Source organism: Kitasatospora sp. HUAS MG31 (assembly GCF_040571325.1).
In the GTDB taxonomy this organism is placed as follows: Bacteria; Actinomycetota; Actinomycetes; order Streptomycetales; family Streptomycetaceae; genus Kitasatospora; species Kitasatospora camelliae.
On record NZ_CP159872.1, the window covers coordinates 3,726,329 to 3,743,419 of the forward strand.

The following is a 17,091-nucleotide window of genomic DNA, read 5'->3' on the forward strand; positions in this document are numbered from 1 at the left end:
GGCGTAGGGTCCTCGGCCGGAGGAGCGGGAGCGATCAGGGCCGGCGGAGGTGGGCGAGGACGGCGCCCACCGCGCGGGTGACGGCCTCGCGGGTGCCGTCGGTGTGGTCCAGGGTCTCGAAGCCGTGGCGGCCCTCGGGGACCTCGATCACCTCGATCTCGGCCTTGCGCTCCTCGGCGGCGGCCAGGAACTGCTCCACGGTGGCCGCGATCTCCACCTCCTCCAGGCCGGCCCGGGTCAGCACCACGGGCGGCTGCCCGGGCGCGCCCAGCGCGTCGGCCGGCCGGAACGCGGCGTCAACCTGGCCCCAGCCGGGCAGCGGTACGGCGATCGGGTAGGTCAGGGCCACGCAGCGCAGCCAGGCCGGCGCGGCGGCGAGCCAGGGGGCGGCGAGCAGTCCGCCGCCGGAGAAGAACCAGAGGGCGATCCGCTCGCCGTCAACCCGCGGGTCGGCCCGGAGCAGGTCGACGGCGGCCGCGACGTCCCGGGCGGCCACCGGGTACTCGGTGAGGCCGTACAGCCGGTGGTCGACCGTCGCGGCGATCACGCCCTGGGCGGCGAGGTGCGCGCCGTAGCCGGTGTAGGTGCTCCAGTCACGCGGGGTCGGCTTCAGGTCCGGGGGGATCGGGCCGCCGTGGACCAGCAGCACGGCCGGACGCGGCCCGTCCGCCGGGGAGGCGTCGGCGGGGAGGTAGAGGTCGACCGGGCCGGTGCGCTCGCGGCGCGGCTCGGGGGTGTCCAGCAGGAACGGGCGGAGGTAGAACGGCTGCTGATCGCCGGTCGGGGCGGTCACCCGGTGGCCCTCGCCTGCAGCGGCCCGCAGCAGGGCCTCGGCCAGCTCGGCGGGGGCGGAGAGCATCGGCCAGTGGCCGGTGGCGAGGTCGAAGAAGGTCACCCGCCGGTCGGCCAGGGCCTGGAACTGCGGCAGGCCGGAGGCCGTCATGCCCTCCAGCACCGAGATGCTCATCCCGCCCGCGGTGCAGAAGATCCCGCTGGCCGGGACCCCTTCGACCGCGCCGGTGAGCCGGAGCGGCCGGGTGAGGGTGGCCGCCGGCTGCGGCACGGCGAGGGCGGTGAGCCGGGCGAGCGCCTCCTCGCCGAGGCCCTCGGTGCTGCCCCAGCGGGACCAGCCGTCCGGGCCGGGGACGGGGACGCTCCACCCGTCGGCGGCGCCGGGGCCGTCCTGCAGCAGCCGCTCGCGGACCTCCGGGTCCGGCACCAGCGCCACGGCCGCGTCGCCGTCCGTGGGCATGCCGGCGTCCAGGTGGACGACCCGGCCGATCCGCCCGGGCCGGCGGTCGGCCGCTCCGAGCACCGGGTGGACGGCGTACTCGTGGCCGACGAGGACCAGCTCCGGCGCCGACAGGCCGTCGATCACCCGCAGCAGGTCCTCGATGTGCGTCTCCAGGTCCGTCCCCGGGTCACCTGTCCCGCTGTCGCCGCCCATGCCGGTGAGGGTCACCGGGTACGCCTCGGCGCCGGCCTCCCGCAGCCGGGCCGCCACGTCCTCCCAGATCCAGCCGCCGGTGAAGGTTCCCGAGACCAGAACGAATGCCGTCATGCCGCGCCTCCTCGCACGCCGGGGAACGCTCGGAGGGCGCCCAACCGGCCGTCCCGCGCTCCCGGGTACCGTAGGAGCTCCCCCTGAGGGAGGTTCAAACGTTGGCGCCCGACGGCATGTGGAGCATCGGCGAACTCGCGGAGCACGCCGGGGTGACCGTCAAGACCGTCCGCTTCTACTCCGACCGCGGCCTGCTGCCCGAGACCGGGCGCAGCAGTGGCGGCCACCGCCGGTACGGTCCCGAGGCGATCGAACGGCTCCGGCTGATCCGCTCGCTGCGCTCCCTGGACCTGCCGGTGCCCGAGGTGGAGCGGGTCCTGGACCGCGAGGACGCCCTGGAGGACGTGATCGACGGGCAGCTGCGGGACATCGGCTCGCAGCTGGCCGCCCTACGGTGGCGGGAGGCCGCCCTGCAACTGCTCCGGGACTGCTCCCCCGAGGAGCGGGCCGACCGGCTCCGGCTGATCGGGGGCATGACGACACCGCCGGACACCACGGCGCTGGCCCGGTTCTGGCGGCGGGTGCTGCCGCTGCGGATGCCGCCGAAGCTGACCGAGTCGATCGTCGACGCCTCGGTGCCGCAGCCGCCGGCGGATCCGACCCCGGCGCAGGTGCTGGCCTTCGCCCGGCTGCACGCGCTGGTCACCGCGTCCGGACCGGACGGCCGGCCGTGGCGGCCGGAGACCCGGCTGCCGGTGGACGGCTTCCGGCCGGCCGAGCTCTACGAGGGGCTGGGCGAGGCGTACCGGCTGGCGGAGGCGGACCTGCGGGGACGGCGGGCGCCGCGCGGGGGTGCCGCGCTCGACTGCTTCGTCGACGCCTACGCCCGGTCGATCGGCACCCGGGACACCCCGGACTTCCGCCGCAAGCTCAGCGGGAAGCTGGCGGCGGCCCGGGACCCGTGGCTGGAGCGGTACTGGCGGCTCGCCGCCGAACTCTCCCCCGACCCGGCGGTCACCACAGGGACGGCCCACGACTGGCTCCGCGCCGCCCTGGACGACCACGTCACCGACTGACGCACGCCAGGGGCCCCCACCCGGGGCGTGGGGGACTGCGCGAGACGGAAGACCCGACCAGGAGAACGGCACCCCACAGCCGGATGCACGCGAGCTCCCGACCGACGGCCACCCCCCGCCGACCCACGGCCAGAGCCACTCGTCGCCCTCCACCCTCGGCCCTGACGCGGGGTCAGCCCATGGTCTTCGCGCCGTCCAGGGACTCGCGGATGATGTCGGCGTGGCCGGCGTGCTGGGCGGTCTCGGCGATGACGTGCAGCAGGACCCTGCGCACCGACCAGCGGGCGCCGGGTTCGAACCAGGGCGCCTCGGGGAGCGCGTGGGAGGTGTTCAGGTCGAGGGTGGCCACCAGGGCGTCGGTCTCCTGGGAGACCTTCTCGTAGGTGTGGAGCAGGCTCTCCAGGGTCTCGTCCCCGATCATCCTGAACTGGCCCTCCCAGTCCACCGGTTCGCTGCGCATGGCCTCGGCGCCGCCGACGGCGAACCGCATCCAGCGGGCCTCGACCCCGGCGACGTGCTTGATCAGGCCGCCCAGGCAGAGCTCGCTGACGGTGGTCCGCCGGGCGGCCTGCTCGTCGTCGAGTCCGCGGACGGTGTGGCGCAGGAAGCCCCGGTGCTTGGCGAGGGTCTCCAGCAGGTCGGCCCGTTCGAGGTCGGCGGCGGGCGGCTGTCCGGTGGGGTTCGGCTGCTGGGTGCTCATGGCGGACGGCTCCTCCGCTCGGGGTCGCACCGGGCGGTGCCGGCGCACGGGACGGTCCGGACCACGGAAGCACAGCGCCGCCGGGGCGGGCCGCCCGACACGTCCGCCGGCCGCCGGGTTCACCCGCACCGGTCGGGGCCTCGTACGGACGTCCGGACAGCGCGGGACCCGGCCGGTCCCCGTCGGTCGGCCGGGTCCGGGCGGCGGGCTCAGGCGTCGGCCATCTGGGGCATCTCGCCCTCGGTGGTGCCCATGTCGATCACCGCGAACGCGGCGCCCTGCGGGTCGAGCAGGGCGGCGAACCGGCCGAAGGGGCTGCCCATCGGCCCGAACACCAGCTTGCCGCCGCGCTCGGTGGCCCTGCCGATCGCCGCGTCGCAGTCGTCCACGGCGAAGTACACCTGGACGTAGGACGGCACCTCGGCGGGGAACTCGTCGCCCATCGCCATCCGGCCGAGCACGGGGTTCCCGCCGACGTCGAACGTCCGGTAGTCGACCTCGTCGGTGACCATCCGGCGGGCCTTGTAGGGGAAGACCGCCGGGTAGAAGGCGTCGACCTTGCCGGTGTCCCGGGTGAAGACCTCCGCCCAGGCGTACGAGCCCACCGCGCCGATCGCCTCGAAGCCCTCGTGGGTGCCGGCCTGCCAGACGCCGAAGACCGCGCCGCCGGGGTCGCGGGCCAGCATCATCGAGCCGAAGTCGCCGACCTGCATCGGCTCCATCATCACCTCGCCGCCGTTGTCGCGGATCTTCGCCGCGGTGGCGGCGACGTCCGGTGACGCGAGGTACAGGCACCAGGCCGACTGTCCCTCCTGCCCGGGCATCGGCGGGACGACGGCGGCGACCGCCTTCCCGTCCTTGTACGCCTGGGTGTAGTTGCCGTACTCCGACGCCGCCTCGCCGAAGGTCCAGCCCAGAACGTCGGCGTAGAAGCTCTTGGCGCCTTCCACGTCGGAGAACATCGCATCGACCCAGCAGGGCGTTCCCTCGGGTTGCACAGCCATGACCTCGACCTCTCATTCCGCATGGATTCATCCCGATTTGTCACAGTAGCCAGCCCCCGCCGGGGCCGCCCGCAGACCGCCGGAAGAAATTTCTCGGATCCACCTGCAACCCCCCGGACGGATGCACGTCTATCCGGGTGAGAGCGCAGGGGAGGCACCCGCGGGGACACCGCGGAGGGCGTCGGCGCTCACCCGACGAAATCCGAGCACGTCCGCACCCTGGGGGCCACGTCATGACCGCGTCCGTTATCACCCGTTTTGCGAAGAACGTCACCGCCGAGGGCGTCCGTCCGAAGCGGGTCGGCCGCGCCCGCCGCCTCGCCCTGGCCGTGCCGCTCGCCGCGATCAGCGCGGTCGGCCTGGTCGCCTGCGACAACCCGCAGCAGCACACGGACGCCGCCCAGGCCTCCGCCGCCCCCTCGGCGCTCCCGACCGGCACCCCGGCCGCCGCCACCCCCACCGCGTCGGCCTCCGCCACCCCGACGGCGTCCGCCACCCCGACCGTCTCGGCCTCCGCCCCGGCCACCGCCTCCGCGTCGCCGTCCACGGCCGCCCCGGCCTCGTCCTCCACGGCCACCAAGGCGCTGAACGGTACCGCCCGCAACGGCCTGACCATCAGCGACGGCTCCCGGTACGTGCTGATGAACGGCACCACCGTGGACTTCGGCGTCGCCGTCCGCGACCTGGTCTGGTCCCCGGACGGGAAGAAGGCCGCCTTCATCACCGGCGCCGGCGACCTCGCCGTGGCCAACCCGGACGGCACCGGCCGGGTCACCGTCGCCAAGAACCCCGGCGGCCAGACCTGGACCCACCCGGCCTGGCAGGTCGCCCCGGCCGACACCCAGTACGCGATCCCGGCCAAGAACAACCTGATCTTCTCCGTCTCCGAGGGCGGCAAGCTCAAGCTGAAGCGCGTCTCGGCCCGGGCCACCGGCGCCGTCCCGGAGCTCCTGGCCCTGGGCTCCGCCTCGGGCGGGCCCGAGGTGGTCGTGCCCCCGATGACCGGCAACTCCTGGCCGAGCGGCGGCGGCACGCAGGGCACCTCCGTCTACGCGAACAAGGACGGCCAGGTCTACATCCGCGACGAGTACCTGCGCCAGCAGGGCGGCCCGATCACCAAGGGCTCCGAGCCCGCCTTCTCCGCCGACGGCGAGAGCGTGGTCTTCGTCCGCTCGGTCGACGGCCACGACCACATCTTCCGCGCCGACCGCGCCGGCGAGGGCGCCAAGGACCTCACCCCGCGCGCCACCGCCGACTTCCACGAGCCGGTGTTCTCCGCCGACGGCAAGACCGTCGCCGTCCGCGGTGCCGACGGCGTCTACACCCTGCCGGTCAACGGGTCCGCCGCGCCGACCAAGGTCTCCGACCACGCCGGCCACCCCGCCTACCGCGCCCAGCGCTGAGCGGGCGCGGCGACGGGCCCGCCCACCTCAGGCGGTCGGCTCCTGGGCGCCGCCCCGGCGGTCCAACTCCGCCCGGAGCTCGGCGAGGTGAACGTCCGAGATCTCGTGCGGCAGGAACTCGACGACGTCGAGGAAGCGGAACAGCACCCGGGTCTCGGTGACGGCGTACTCGTAGTCGGCGAAGCCGACCACGGCTCCGGACGTGCCGCGTGCGACACCGCGGCGGACGTGGTCGGTCAGTTCGTCGGGCTGCTGGGCCGTCGTGCCCCGGCGGGCGTTGGGCCGGGCCAGGTAGGGGCAGACCATCGAGGCGTACAGCATGCAGGCGCGGTGCCCGGGCCCCTCCAGGGTCGGCGCCATGTTGCGGTAGGGCCGCCCGGCGGCGAGGGCCTCGGCGATGGCGGTGGCCTCGGTCTCGCCGACCACCCGCCAGACCGGGCCGCGGGGCATCAGCGTGTTGCAGACCGAGCAGAGCCGCCGGGTGGCGCAGTCGGCGCTGCGGCCGTGGTCGGTGAGGGCGAACTGCGGGACGCCCTCCTCCCACGGGGTGATCGCCGGCACCGGGTAGCCGCGGCTGTCCCTCGGCCGGTCGTGGACGGTCTGCGGCATGGGAACGGAGTCGAAACGCACCCGCCATGAGTACCAGGCGGGACAGGGCGGTTCGCCAGCGCCCCACCGGCCCGGACCGGCGCCCGGATCCCACCGGAACGCCCGGGGCCCCGGACCGCGTGGTGTGCGGTCCGGGGCCCCTGGGCCGTCAGCGGCGCCGGGTCAGGCGAGCGCCTTGCGACGGCGGGTCTCCACGACGCGGGCGGCGATCAGCACGATCGCGGCGGCGACCAGCGAGAGGATCATCTGCTCGCGGCCGGAGGCGTCGGTGAACATGTAGGCCACGACGAAGCCGATCAGGCCGATGGTGGCCCAGGTCAGGTACGGGTAGAGCCACATCCGGACGGTGAGCTTCTCCGGGGACTCCTGCTCCAGGATGCGGCGCATCCGCAGCTGCGAGAAGCAGATCACCAGCCAGACGAAGAGCGCGACCGCACCGGAGGAGTTGAGCAGGAAGCTGAACACGGTGTCCGGCGAGGTGTAGTTGAAGAACACCGCGACGAAGCCGAAGACCACCGAGGCGAGGATCGCGATCAGCGGGACGCCGCGGGAGGTGACCTTGGCGAACGCCTTGGGGGCGTCGCCGCGCTGGCCGAGCGAGAAGGCCATCCGGGAGGCGGTGTACATGCCGGAGTTGAGGCAGGAGAGCACCGCGGTGAGCACGATGAAGTCCATCACCGGGGCGGCGTAGGGCAGGCCCACGTGCTCCAGCACGGCCACGTACGGGCTCTTGGCGACGTCCGCGGAGTCCCAGGGCAGCAGGGTGACCACGATGGCGATGGAGCCCAGGTAGAAGATGCCGATGCGCCAGATCACGCTGTTGGTGGCCTTGCTGACCGCGCGGGCCGGGTCCTCGGACTCGCCGGCGGCCAGGGTGACGATCTCGCTGCCCATGAAGGCGAAGACCACGGTGAGCATGCCGGTGAAGACCGCGCCGATGCCGTGGGGCAGGAAGCCGCCGTGGTCGAGCAGGTTCTCGGTGCCGACCGCGTGGGTCTCGGGCAGCACGCCGAACAGCGCCAGGCCGCCCACCACGAGGAACGCGGCGATCGCCACGACCTTGATGCCGGCGAACCAGAACTCGAACTCGCCGTAGGAGGCGACCGAGAACAGGTTGGTGGCGGTCAGGACGGCCATCACGATCAGGGCGAACGCCCACTGCGGCACGCCGGGCATCCAGCCGTTGAGGATCCGCGCGCCGGCGGTGGCCTCCACGGCCAGCACGACCACCCAGAAGAACCAGTAGAGCCAGCCGATGGTGAAGCCGGCCCAGCGGCCGAGCGCCCGGTCGGCGTACGCGGAGAACGAGCCGCTCTGCGGGTCCGCGGCGGCCATCTCGCCGAGCATCCGCATCACCATGACGACCAGCACACCGGCCAGCGTGTAGGAGAGCAGAATGCCGGGGCCGGTGGCCGCGATACCCGCACCGGATCCGACGAACAGACCGGCGCCGATCACACCGCCGATCGCGATCATCGACAGGTGGCGGTTCTTCAGGCCGGCCTTGAGGTGTCCGTCCGCTGCCGCCGGGGGTGGGGTCGACTGCCGGGTGGGCCTTGAGGTGTCCGTGCTCATGGGGGGTGTACTGCCTCTCCTGCGCGGCGGGGGGTGCTCCGCGCAACGGCAGGAAAGCTAACCCGCCCGGCTATTCACTGTTAACCCCTTTCGGCGAATTCGCCCCGATAATTGAGCATCATTTGAGGATTGTCCGTTTCGAGATATTGTCAACCGCTGCCAGCTCTACTGATCGGTATTGGCCGGTTCCGCCGGGGTTCCGCGGGGGACGGCGAACGCACTGAGCTCGGCGGTGCCGTGGCCCAGCCCCGGCCAGTCGCCCACCAGGTCGAGGACGGCGATGCCCGTGGTCGGGTACTTCTCCCGGACCCGGGCCAGGTCCTGGGACCCGGTGTCCTCGGCCAGCGACAGCACCAGGTCCTGCACCTCGGGCCGGTGGCCCACCAGCAGCACCGTGCCGGCCGACGGCGGCACCTCCCGCAGCAGGGCGATCAGTTCCTCGGCCTCCGCCCGGTACGCCCGGTCGTCGTACCGGACCGGCGGGTCGGCGCCCAGCTCGGCGACGGCCAGTTCCCAGGTCTCCCGGGTCCGCCGGGAGGTGGAGCACACCACCAGGTCCGGGACCATGCGGTGCTCGCGCAGCCACCGGCCGGCCGCGGGGGCGTCCGCGCGTCCCCGTTCGGCCAGCGGCCGGTCCTGGTCGGGCACGTCGGGCCAGGCGGACTTCGCGTGCCTGAGGACGATCAGCCGTGCAGCAGCGGTCATGCGCCCCAGTCTGCGGCCTCCCCGGCCCGCCCGGCAGGCCCACACGCTCGGAATCCGCCAGGACCTTCACCGGACGCGAAGGTGTTCGGACGCGCTGCGGGCGTCGAGGACGACCGCGCGCCGGCGGGAACCGGCTAGACGAGCGTCTTCCGCGCCGGCTCCGGGGCCGGTGTCCCGGGCAGCTCGGCCGGGCCGCCCCGCAGGCCGAACCAGACCGTGGCCGCGGCCACCAGCACCAGCACGCCCACCACCCGGAGCCCGGCTCCGCTCGCCGCCGCGTACTCCGCGACCCGGCTGCCGCCGGCGGCCCCGATCAGGTCGGCCGGCCGCCCGGCGAACCTCCCGGTCAGCACCGTGCCGACCACGGCCACCCCAGTGGCCGCCCCGAGCTCGCGGGCCGCCGTGTTCAGGCCCGAGCCCAGGCCGGCCTGCCCCGGCGGGAGTTCCGACACCACGCCGAAGGCCAGCGCGGGTGCGGAGAGCCCCATCCCGACCGAGATCACCAGCAGCCAGACCGCGTACAGCGGGTACGGCGTCGCCGCGTCCGCCGTCGAGGCGGCCAGCAGTCCGGCGCCGATCAGCGCGAGGCCGCCGCCGATCAGCGGGCGCGGCCCGGAGCGGGCCTGCAGCCGGACGGCGATCCGCGGCACCAGCGCCATCCCGACGGTGAGCGGCACGATGGCGACGCCGGTCAGCACCGCCGAGTAGCCCTTGACGTACTGCAGGTACTGCGAGTTGACGTAGAAGAGGGCGAACAGCCCGAAGAAGCTGGTGGCCGAGCCGAGCACGGCGGCGCGCAGCCTGCGGGCGGCGAACAGCCGCGGGTCGACCAGCGGGTGAGCGGACCGCAGCGCGTGGCGGGTGAAGCCGGCCAGCAGCAGGGCGCCGAGCGCGAGGGCGGAGAGCACCCCGGCCGAGGTCCAGCCGTGGGCGGGGCTCTCGATGACGCCGTGGAGCAGCACGGTCACCCCGGCGGTGAGCAGGACGGCGCCGATCGGGTCGGGGGCGGCGGCGGGCTGTCCGGGCAGGGCCGGGACGGTGCGCAGCACGGCGAGGACGAGGACGGCGGCGATCGGCGGCATCAGCCAGAACAGCGCCTGCCAGGGCAGGTACTGGGCGACCAGGCCGCCGCCGAGGTTGCCGGCGAGTCCGCCGAGGCCGAGGGCGAGGGTCCAGGAGGCGAGGGCCTGGACGCGTCCTTCGGGTCCGGCCAGCTGGACCAGGATCGCCATGGTGGCGGGCATGATCAGGGCGGCGCCGGCGCCGGAGGCGGCCCGTCCGGCGATCAGGACGGCGGGGTCGCCGGCCAGGGCGCTGACCGCGGCGCCGAGGGCGAACAGGGCGAGTCCGGCGAGCAGGGCGCGGCGCCGCCCGTAGCGGTCGCCGCAGGCGCCGGCCGGGATGAGCAGGCCGGCGAAGGCGATGACGTAGGCGTCCACGGCCCAGAGCAGTTGGCCGGAGGTGGGGGCCAGGGTGGAGGCGGCGAGCTGGGGGATCATCAGGTTGATCGCGGCGACCATGCTCTGGGCCACGAGGACGCAGAGGCAGATCACCACGAGGGTGGGGCGGGTCAGGTGGTCCCGGTTCCGGGCAGGCGTGGGCAAGGCTCCCCCTGGAGCTGGTGGTCGATGGGATCGCCTCCCACGCTAGGGCGACGGTAGGTTGCACTCCAGTGCAAGTTCCACACGAAAGGAATGCATGTGGCGCATTCCAACCTCGACCTGAACCTGCTGGTCGCCCTGGACCTGCTGCTGGAGGAGGGCAGCGTCTCCGGCGCGGCCCGCAGGCTGCACCTGTCCGAGCCCGCGATGAGCCGGACGCTGGGCCGGATCCGGCGGGCGCTGGGCGATCCGGTGCTGGTCCGGGCCGGCCGGGCGATGGTGCCGACGCCGCACGCCCTGGCCATCCAGGCGGAGGTCCGCGCGGTGGTCGAGCGGGCCCGGACGCTGTTCGCCGCGGCCGGGGCGGTGGACCTGCCGACCCTGAACCGAACGTTCACGGTGCTGGCCCACGACTCCTTCGCCGCGGCCCACGGCCCCGCGCTGTTCGCCCGGGCGGCCGCCGAGGCCCCGGGGGTGCGGCTGCGCTTCCTGGCCGAGAGCCACCTGGACGTGCCGGCCCTGCGCGAGGGCGCGGCGGACCTGGAGCTCGGGGTGATCGACACCACCGCCCCCGAGGTCCGGGTGGAGGCGCTGTTCGAGGACCGGATGCTGGCCGTGGTGCGCCCCGGCCATCCGCTGCTGTCGGACGGGCCGGTGACCGCGGAGCGGTTCGCCGCGGCCGAGCACCTCAGCGTCTCCCGGCGCGGCCGACTGGCCGGCCCGATCGACCGGGCGTTGGAGGAGCTGGGCCTGGCCCGGCGGGTGGCGGGCAGCGTGGGTTCCTTCCCGGCGGGGCTGTTCGTGGTGCGCTCCACCGACCTGGTGGGCCTGGTGACGCAGCGGTCGACCGGACTGGCCGACGCGCTCGGACTGGTCCCCTTCGAGATACCGCTGCCGTTGCCGCCGCTGCCGTTCGGGATGGCCTGGCACCCGCGGCACGACGCCGACCCCGCGCACGCCTGGCTGCGCGACCGGATCCGCGAGCTGCTGACCGCGCCGCCCTCCTGAGCTGCGCGGACCTCGGCCCCGCGCGCCCTCGCGTGTCGGCCCGCCGGCCGGTCGGGTCCAGCCCCGATGATGGGCTGCATGGCCGTCACCCTTCACCTCGCGCAGCAGCCCGACGCGGACGAGCTGCTCGGACGCAGCCCGCTGGCCGCGCTCGTGGGCATGCTCCTGGACCAGCAGATCCCGATGGAATGGGCCTTCACCGGCCCGTACACGCTGGCGCAACGGATGGGCTCGGACGACCTGGACGCGCACCGGATCGCGGCGGCGGATCCGGAGGAGTTCGCCGCGCTGCTGTCCGAGAAGCCGGCGGTGCACCGCTACCCGGGGTCGATGGCCACCCGGGTGCAGCAGCTGTGCGGGTACCTGGTCGAGCACTACGAGGGGGACGCCGAGGCGGTCTGGCGGGACGTCGGCTCGGGCAAGGAGCTGCTGGCCCGGCTGACGGCGCTGCCGGGGTTCGGGAAGCAGAAGTCGCAGATCTTCCTGGCGCTGCTGGGGAAGCAGTTCGGGGTCCGGCCGGCCGGCTGGCGGGAGGCCGCGGGCGCGTACGGGGAGGAGGGGGGCTTCCGCTCGGTGGCGGACATCACCGGCCCGGAGTCGCTGGTGAAGGTCCGGGCGTTCAAGCAGGAGGCCAAGCGGGCCGCCAAGGAGGCGAAGGCGGCCAAGGAGGCGAAGGGGTAGCCCTACAGCCGGCGGTAGGCGAAGACGCCCTTGATCCGGGCGTTGAGGTAGCGCCCGTGGCTGTCGGCGGCGAGCAGCTCGCCGTAGACCGCGGCCGGCACCGCGAGGTAGCGGTACACCGCGCCGCCGGTGAACTCGATCTCCAGCTCGCGGGCCTCGGTGTCGTACCCGGCGGAGCGGACGCAGGTGGATTCCAGCGGCGTTCGCACCATGCCTCCCAGCCTGCCACCGGCCGGTTAATCAGACGACACGGGGCATTTCGGCCGCTAGCGTCGGGACAATGCTCCCACGTGCCGAGAACGAGATCCGCGAGTCCTTCGTCAACTGCTCGAAGGGCGAGGCGCGCAGACTGAACCTTCCCCGCGACCTGGCCGGACTGCCCTGGGACGGCCTGGACTTCCTCGGCTGGCGGGATCCGGGGGCGCCCGACCGCAGCTACTTGGTGGCCGACCGCGGCGACCGGCTGGTCGGGATCACCCTGCGGGTGCCGAACGTCCGCCGCAGCCTGACCAGGACCAACGTCTGTTCGCTGTGCATCACCGTGCACGCCGGGTCCGGGGTGGCCCTGCTGACCGCCCGCCGGGCCGGGGCCGCCGGGCGCGAGGGCAACACGGTGGGCACCTACATCTGCGCCGACCTGGCCTGTTCGCTCTACGTCCGGGGCCGGAAGACCTCGGCCACGGTGAGCCGGCCGGAGGAGTCCCTCCCGCTGGAGGCCCAGGTCGCCCGGACGGTGGCCAACCTGAACGCCTTCCTGGACCAGGTGCTGGCCACCGAGTGAACCGCCGGGCTCCCCGGCCGCGCGGCCGAGGAGCCCGGTGCCCGTGCGAGGCGGGCTCAGCCGGCGGCGTACTCGACGACCAGCATGGCGCGGCCGACCGCGTGCGCGGAGAGGTGGAAGCCGACCACGGCGGCCGGGGTGTCGGCCTTGAGGCCGAGCGAGGGCACGTCGAGGGCGTGCACCACGAAGACGTACCGGTGGGCCGGGCCGGGCGGCGGGGCGGCGCCGTCGTAGCGGTGGCCGGGGAAGTCGTTGCGGGCGTGGAAGCCGTGGCCCGGCAGGTCGTGGTCGGAGGAGCCGGCGCCGCGGGTCAGCTCGGTGGCGGTGGCCGGCAGGTCGAGCGCGAGCCAGTGCCACCAGCCGCTGCCGGTGGGCGCGTCCGGGTCGTAGCAGGTGACGGCGAAGCCCTGCGTGGTGTCGGGGAATCCGCTCCAGGCCAGGTGCGGCGACAGGTTGCCCTTCGCGTACACGTGCTCGTCCGGCATGGTCGCGCCGTCGGTCAGGTCGCGGCTGGTGACCTGGAAGGACGGGACCGGGGGCAGGAAGTCGTAGGGAAGCGGTGGACGGGCCGTCATCGCGGGTGTCCTCTCCTCGACGCTGGGGATGGGCGTTCTCCCGGGCAGTCTACGGAGCGTCAGGCGCCGGGCAGGGCCGCCACCTCGGCGCCCAGGACGGTCTCCGGGCGGCCCAGGTCGAGCGGCAGGTCGAAGTGGTTGCGCCCGTCCACCACGATCTCCCGGACGGGCACGCCGGCGGCCCGGGCGGCGTCCGCGAACTCCCGCTGCTGCCTTCCGAACTCGGCGGTCTCGTGCTCGCCCAGCGCGATCAGCAGCGGCGGCAGGCTGGCCAGCGGCAGGTGCAGCGGGCTGGAGCGGCGGGCGGCGGCCGCGTCCAGGCCGAGCGGCTCGTTGACGTAGCTCAGCGCGATCGGCTCCAGGTCGTAGATGCCGCTGAGCAGCACGGCTCCGGCGACCCGGGGGCCGATCGCCGGGTCGAGCAGGGCCATCGCGACCAGGTGGGCGCCGGCCGAGCTGCCGCTGAGCCGGATCCGCGCCGGGTCCACGCCGAGCTCCTCGGCGTGGTCGAGCAGCCAGCGGACGCCGCGGCGCACCTGGTCGACGATCCGGTCCAGCGTCCAGTCGGGGGCCAGGCCGTAGCCGATGGCGGCGAAGGCCGTACCGCGGGCGGTGAAGTCGGGGGCGGCGAAGGCGGAGTCGGTCTTGTCCAGCTCCTGCCAGTAGCCGCCGTGCACGAAGACGTGCAGCGGGGCGCCGGGCCCCTCGGCGGGGAAGAAGTCGAGCAGTTCGGGGGCGTCCTCGCCGAACCGCAGGTCGCGCCGGACGGGCAGGGCGGCGTACGCGGCCTCGCTGCCCCGGGTGTAGGCGGCCAGCTCGGCCGCCAGGTCGGCGACCTTGCTGCTGGGCGAGTACTCGCGGTCGAGCTCCGCCTGGTCGAACTCCCGGTAGACCGCCGCCATCCCGCGCACTCCTCGCCGTGACCCGCCGGGCGCGACGCGCCGTCGGATCGTCAGGTATAGACCAATAGGGGGTGGCCCGCTAGCGTGGGGATCCCGAACCGCCTGCTCCGGAGCCGCCCCGTGGAGTCGTCCGTCCTCGCGTTCGCCACCGACCTGCTGGACGAGGGGGCCGACACCTTCTTCGGCCACCTTACCGAGCGGGCCGGCGTCGGCGGGGTGACCCTCGCCTCGGTCTACCACGCGGCCCGGGACGTCTTCCCGCACCACCCCCACCGGGTGGTGCGCTACCTGGAGCCGGGCGCGGCCTACTTCCGCCCCGACCCCGTCCGCTGGGCCGGCCGCCGGCTCGCCCCCGTCCCGTCCACCGCCATCGGCGACCGCGATCCCTTCGCCGAGGCCGCCGCCGAGTGCCATCGCCGCGGCCTGAAGCTGCACGCCTGGACGGTCTTCTGCCACAACGACCGGCTCGGCTTCGCCCACCCGGACTGCTCCCCCGCCAACGCCTTCGGCGACCGCCTCCTCACCGAGCTCTGCCCGGCCAACCCGGAGGTCCGCGCGTACGCGCTCACCCTGGTCGACGAGTTCGCCCGGTACGGCGTGGACGCGGTCCGCGCCGAGTCGCTGCACTTCCACGGCCTGCGGCACGGCTACCACCACGAGCGCTACTTCGAGGAGCTCGGTCCGGTCGCCGAGGCGCTGCTCGGGATCTGCTTCTGCCCGCACTGCCTGGCCGCCGCCACCGCTGCGGGCGTCCCGGCCGAGGAGGTCGGCCGGGCCGTCCGGAAGGAGGTCCGGGCCCGACTGGAGGACGAGCGGCGCGCCGCCGAGCCGGCCGCCCTGGACGCGCTGGCCGACGGCGCGCTGGCCGCCTACCTGGACGCCTCCGCCCGCACCGTCACCTCGCTCGCCGCCGAGGTGGCCGAGGCCGCGGCCGCCCACGGCATGCGACTGACCTTCATGGACGGCGCCGGTCCCGGCCGGGGCTGGCTCTCGGGCATCGACCTGCCCACCATCGCCAAGGCCGCCCACCAGGTGGAGACCCTCGGCTACGCCAGGACCCCGGAGGCGGTCCGCGAGCGGGTCGCCGCCTTCGCGCTGCACGGCGTCCGTCCCGAGGAGCTGGCCGTCATCCTCCGGCCGATGGCCGAGGACTGCGACGGACCGGAGAACCTCGCCGCCAAGGTCGCCGTCCTGCGTGGCCTGGGCGTCCCGGAGGTCGAGTTCTACCACTACGGCCTGATGCGGCTCTCCTCCCTCGACCGCATCGGCCGGGCCCTGCGCGGCTGACCGCCGCACCCGGTGGTGGACCGTCAGCGCCGGCGGCGGGAGGTGCCGAACAGGCTCCGGGTGATCTCCCGGCCGATCTGCGTCCCCGCCGAACGGGCGAAGGACCTCACCGCGGGGTTGCTCAGCAGCGCCCCGAGCAGCCCGCCGCCCTGCTCTTGCTCCCGCCCCTGCTCCGGCTCCGGCTCCCGTTCGCCGGCGGTCTCCTGCCGCGTCTCCCGTTGCGGCGCGCGCTCGGCCGGACGGGCCGCCAGCTTCTCGTACGCCGACTCCCGGTCGATCGCCTCCCGGTAACGCGCCGCCAGCGGCGAGGCCTCGACCGCCGCCAGCAGCTCGGCCGCGCCCACCGGCCCCATCAGCGACTGCGGCGCCCGCAGCCGGGTCGCCGCCACCGGCGTCGGCGCCCCCTTCTCGGAGAGCACGGTCACCACCGCCTCCCCCGTCCCCAGCTGGGTCAGCACCTCGCCCAGGTCGTACGGGGAGCGCGGGAAGGTGGAGACGGTGGCCTTCAGCGCCTTGGCGTCGTCCGGGGTGAACGCCCGCAGCGCGTGCTGCACCCGGTTGCCGAGCTGGGCCAGCACCTCGGCGGGCACGTCCCGGGGCGTCTGGGTGACGAAGAAGATCCCGACCCCCTTCGACCGGATCAGCCGCACCGTCTGGGTGATCGCCTCCAGGAAGGCCTTGGAGGCGCCCTTGAACAGCAGGTGCGCCTCGTCGAAGAAGAACACCAGCTTGGGCCGGTCGAGGTCGCCCACCTCCGGCAGCTCCTGGTAGAGGTCGGCCAGCAGCCACATCAGGAAGGTGGAGAACAGCCGCGGCCGGTCCTGCACCGCCGGCAGCTCCAGCAGCGAGACGATCCCCCGGCCGTCCGGCGCGGTCCGCAGCAGCTCGGCCGTGTCGAACTCGGGCTCGCCGAAGAACGCCCCGGCGCCCTCGTTCTCCAGGATCGTCAGCGAGCGGAGGATGACTCCGGCGGTGGCGGCCGACAGTCCGCCGACGCTCCTCAGCTCCTCCCGGCCCTCGGGCGAGGTCAGGAAGGTGATCACCGCGGTGAGGTCCTTGAGGTCGTACAGCTCCAGGCCATGGCGGTCCGCGTAGTGGAAGACCAGGCCGAGCGAGGCCTCCTGGGTCTCGTTCAGCTCCAGCACCTTGGCCAGCAGCAGCGGCCCGAAGCTGGTGACGGTGGCCCGGACCGGGATGCCGGTGCCCAGCCCGCCGGGCGCGTAGAACTCGGCCGGGCAGCCCCGGGCCGTCCAGCGCTGGCCCACCTCGGCGGCCCGGGCGGTCACCCGTTCGGCCGGTGTCCCGGGGAGGCTGACGCCGGACACGTCGCCCTTGACGTCGGCCAGGAACACCGGCACGCCCTGGGCGGAGAGCTGCTCGGCCACCAGCTGCAGGGTCTTGGTCTTGCCCGTGCCGGTGGCGCCCGCGACCAGGCCGTGCCGGTTCAGGACGCCGAGCGGGATCCGCACCTGGGCGCCGGGGTGGGCGGTGCCGTCCCACAGCACCGCGCCGAGGTCCAGTGCCGGGCCGGTGAAGGCATAGCCGGCGGCGATCCTGCCGACCTCCTCCGGGGCCGTGACCTGCGGGTTCGCGGCGGCGTCCCGGCCGGAGCCCTCGGGCGGCTGAGCGGTGGTCATGACGGCGGCTCCCGGGGCGCGGACGGCGGAATGCGGCATTCCCCAT

The 17,091-nt window shown here is 74.4% G+C and carries 17 protein-coding genes; 6 read left to right on the plus strand and 11 right to left on the minus strand.

Annotated elements, in window-relative coordinates; genetic code table 11:
- Positions 1-34 precede the first annotated feature (34 nt).
- Positions 35-1,561 (minus strand): alpha/beta hydrolase, encoded by a 1,527-nt coding sequence (locus ABWK59_RS16830; protein WP_354641403.1) that lies wholly within the window; start codon positions 1,559-1,561, stop codon positions 35-37.
- 101 nt (positions 1,562-1,662) lie between these two features.
- Between ABWK59_RS16830 and ABWK59_RS16835 the strand changes: the two genes are divergently transcribed.
- A complete protein-coding gene (locus tag ABWK59_RS16835; RefSeq protein WP_354641404.1) occupies positions 1,663-2,577 on the plus strand; it encodes a MerR family transcriptional regulator in 915 nt (304 codons plus the stop codon).
- Between the two features lie 172 nt (positions 2,578-2,749).
- Here ABWK59_RS16835 and ABWK59_RS16840 read toward each other — a convergent pair whose 3' ends face one another.
- Both ABWK59_RS16840 and ABWK59_RS16845 read right to left on the minus strand, forming a co-directional pair.
- Positions 2,750-3,277 carry a DinB family protein gene (locus ABWK59_RS16840; RefSeq protein ID WP_354641405.1) on the minus strand — a complete coding sequence of 176 codons (528 nt, stop codon included), beginning with the start codon at positions 3,275-3,277 and terminating at the stop codon, positions 2,750-2,752.
- A gap of 209 nt (positions 3,278-3,486) precedes the next feature.
- Entirely contained in the window at positions 3,487-4,281 is a 795-nt protein-coding gene (locus ABWK59_RS16845; protein ID WP_354641406.1) for a VOC family protein, read from the minus strand.
- Positions 4,282-4,514: 233 nt separating this feature from the next.
- Between ABWK59_RS16845 and ABWK59_RS16850 the strand changes: the two genes are divergently transcribed.
- Positions 4,515-5,684: a TolB family protein gene (locus tag ABWK59_RS16850; RefSeq protein WP_354641407.1), complete on the plus strand. Its 1,170-nt coding sequence runs from the start codon at positions 4,515-4,517 to the stop codon at positions 5,682-5,684.
- A 27-nt stretch (positions 5,685-5,711) separates the two neighbouring features.
- Here ABWK59_RS16850 and ABWK59_RS16855 read toward each other — a convergent pair whose 3' ends face one another.
- The 4 genes from ABWK59_RS16855 to ABWK59_RS16870 all read right to left on the minus strand — a co-directional run bounded on the left by ABWK59_RS16855 (position 5,712) and on the right by ABWK59_RS16870 (position 10,177).
- Positions 5,712-6,293, minus strand: coding sequence for a hypothetical protein (locus tag ABWK59_RS16855; RefSeq protein WP_354641408.1), 582 nt, complete (start codon positions 6,291-6,293; stop codon positions 5,712-5,714).
- A 162-nt stretch (positions 6,294-6,455) separates the two neighbouring features.
- Positions 6,456-7,868, minus strand: coding sequence for an amino acid permease (locus ABWK59_RS16860; protein ID WP_354641409.1), 1,413 nt, complete (start codon positions 7,866-7,868; stop codon positions 6,456-6,458).
- A 165-nt stretch (positions 7,869-8,033) separates the two neighbouring features.
- Positions 8,034-8,573, minus strand: coding sequence for a SixA phosphatase family protein (locus ABWK59_RS16865; RefSeq protein WP_354641410.1), 540 nt, complete (start codon positions 8,571-8,573; stop codon positions 8,034-8,036).
- A gap of 134 nt (positions 8,574-8,707) precedes the next feature.
- Entirely contained in the window at positions 8,708-10,177 is a 1,470-nt protein-coding gene (locus ABWK59_RS16870; protein WP_354641411.1) for an MFS transporter, read from the minus strand.
- 90 nt (positions 10,178-10,267) lie between these two features.
- Between ABWK59_RS16870 and ABWK59_RS16875 the strand changes: the two genes are divergently transcribed.
- Both ABWK59_RS16875 and ABWK59_RS16880 read left to right on the plus strand, forming a co-directional pair.
- On the plus strand, positions 10,268-11,182 hold the full coding sequence (locus tag ABWK59_RS16875; RefSeq protein ID WP_354641412.1) for a LysR family transcriptional regulator: 915 nt from the start codon (positions 10,268-10,270) through the stop codon (positions 11,180-11,182).
- Between the two features lie 78 nt (positions 11,183-11,260).
- Entirely contained in the window at positions 11,261-11,863 is a 603-nt protein-coding gene (locus ABWK59_RS16880) for an HhH-GPD-type base excision DNA repair protein (RefSeq protein WP_354641413.1), read from the plus strand.
- Positions 11,864-11,865: 2 nt separating this feature from the next.
- On the opposite strand, the gene ABWK59_RS16885 is transcribed toward ABWK59_RS16880, so the two are convergent.
- Positions 11,866-12,075 (minus strand): KTSC domain-containing protein, encoded by a 210-nt coding sequence (locus ABWK59_RS16885; protein ID WP_354641414.1) that lies wholly within the window; start codon positions 12,073-12,075, stop codon positions 11,866-11,868.
- A gap of 68 nt (positions 12,076-12,143) precedes the next feature.
- Here ABWK59_RS16885 and ABWK59_RS16890 point away from each other — a divergent pair, with 68 nt between their 5' ends.
- A complete protein-coding gene (locus ABWK59_RS16890) occupies positions 12,144-12,644 on the plus strand; it encodes an FBP domain-containing protein (protein WP_354641415.1) in 501 nt (166 codons plus the stop codon).
- Between the two features lie 56 nt (positions 12,645-12,700).
- Here ABWK59_RS16890 and ABWK59_RS16895 read toward each other — a convergent pair whose 3' ends face one another.
- Together ABWK59_RS16895 and ABWK59_RS16900 are read right to left on the minus strand one after the other, a co-directional pair.
- A complete protein-coding gene (locus ABWK59_RS16895; protein WP_354641416.1) occupies positions 12,701-13,219 on the minus strand; it encodes a YbhB/YbcL family Raf kinase inhibitor-like protein in 519 nt (172 codons plus the stop codon).
- A 59-nt stretch (positions 13,220-13,278) separates the two neighbouring features.
- Positions 13,279-14,121 carry an alpha/beta hydrolase gene (locus ABWK59_RS16900; RefSeq protein WP_354641417.1) on the minus strand — a complete coding sequence of 281 codons (843 nt, stop codon included), beginning with the start codon at positions 14,119-14,121 and terminating at the stop codon, positions 13,279-13,281.
- 120 nt (positions 14,122-14,241) lie between these two features.
- On the opposite strand from ABWK59_RS16900, the gene ABWK59_RS16905 reads away from it, so the two are divergent.
- Positions 14,242-15,408, plus strand: coding sequence for a hypothetical protein (locus tag ABWK59_RS16905; RefSeq protein WP_354641418.1), 1,167 nt, complete (start codon positions 14,242-14,244; stop codon positions 15,406-15,408).
- 23 nt (positions 15,409-15,431) lie between these two features.
- Here the strand turns inward: ABWK59_RS16905 and ABWK59_RS16910 are convergent, their stop codons facing one another.
- Positions 15,432-17,045 (minus strand): helicase HerA-like domain-containing protein, encoded by a 1,614-nt coding sequence (locus tag ABWK59_RS16910; protein ID WP_354641419.1) that lies wholly within the window; start codon positions 17,043-17,045, stop codon positions 15,432-15,434.
- Between the last annotated feature and the right edge of the window lie 46 nt (positions 17,046-17,091).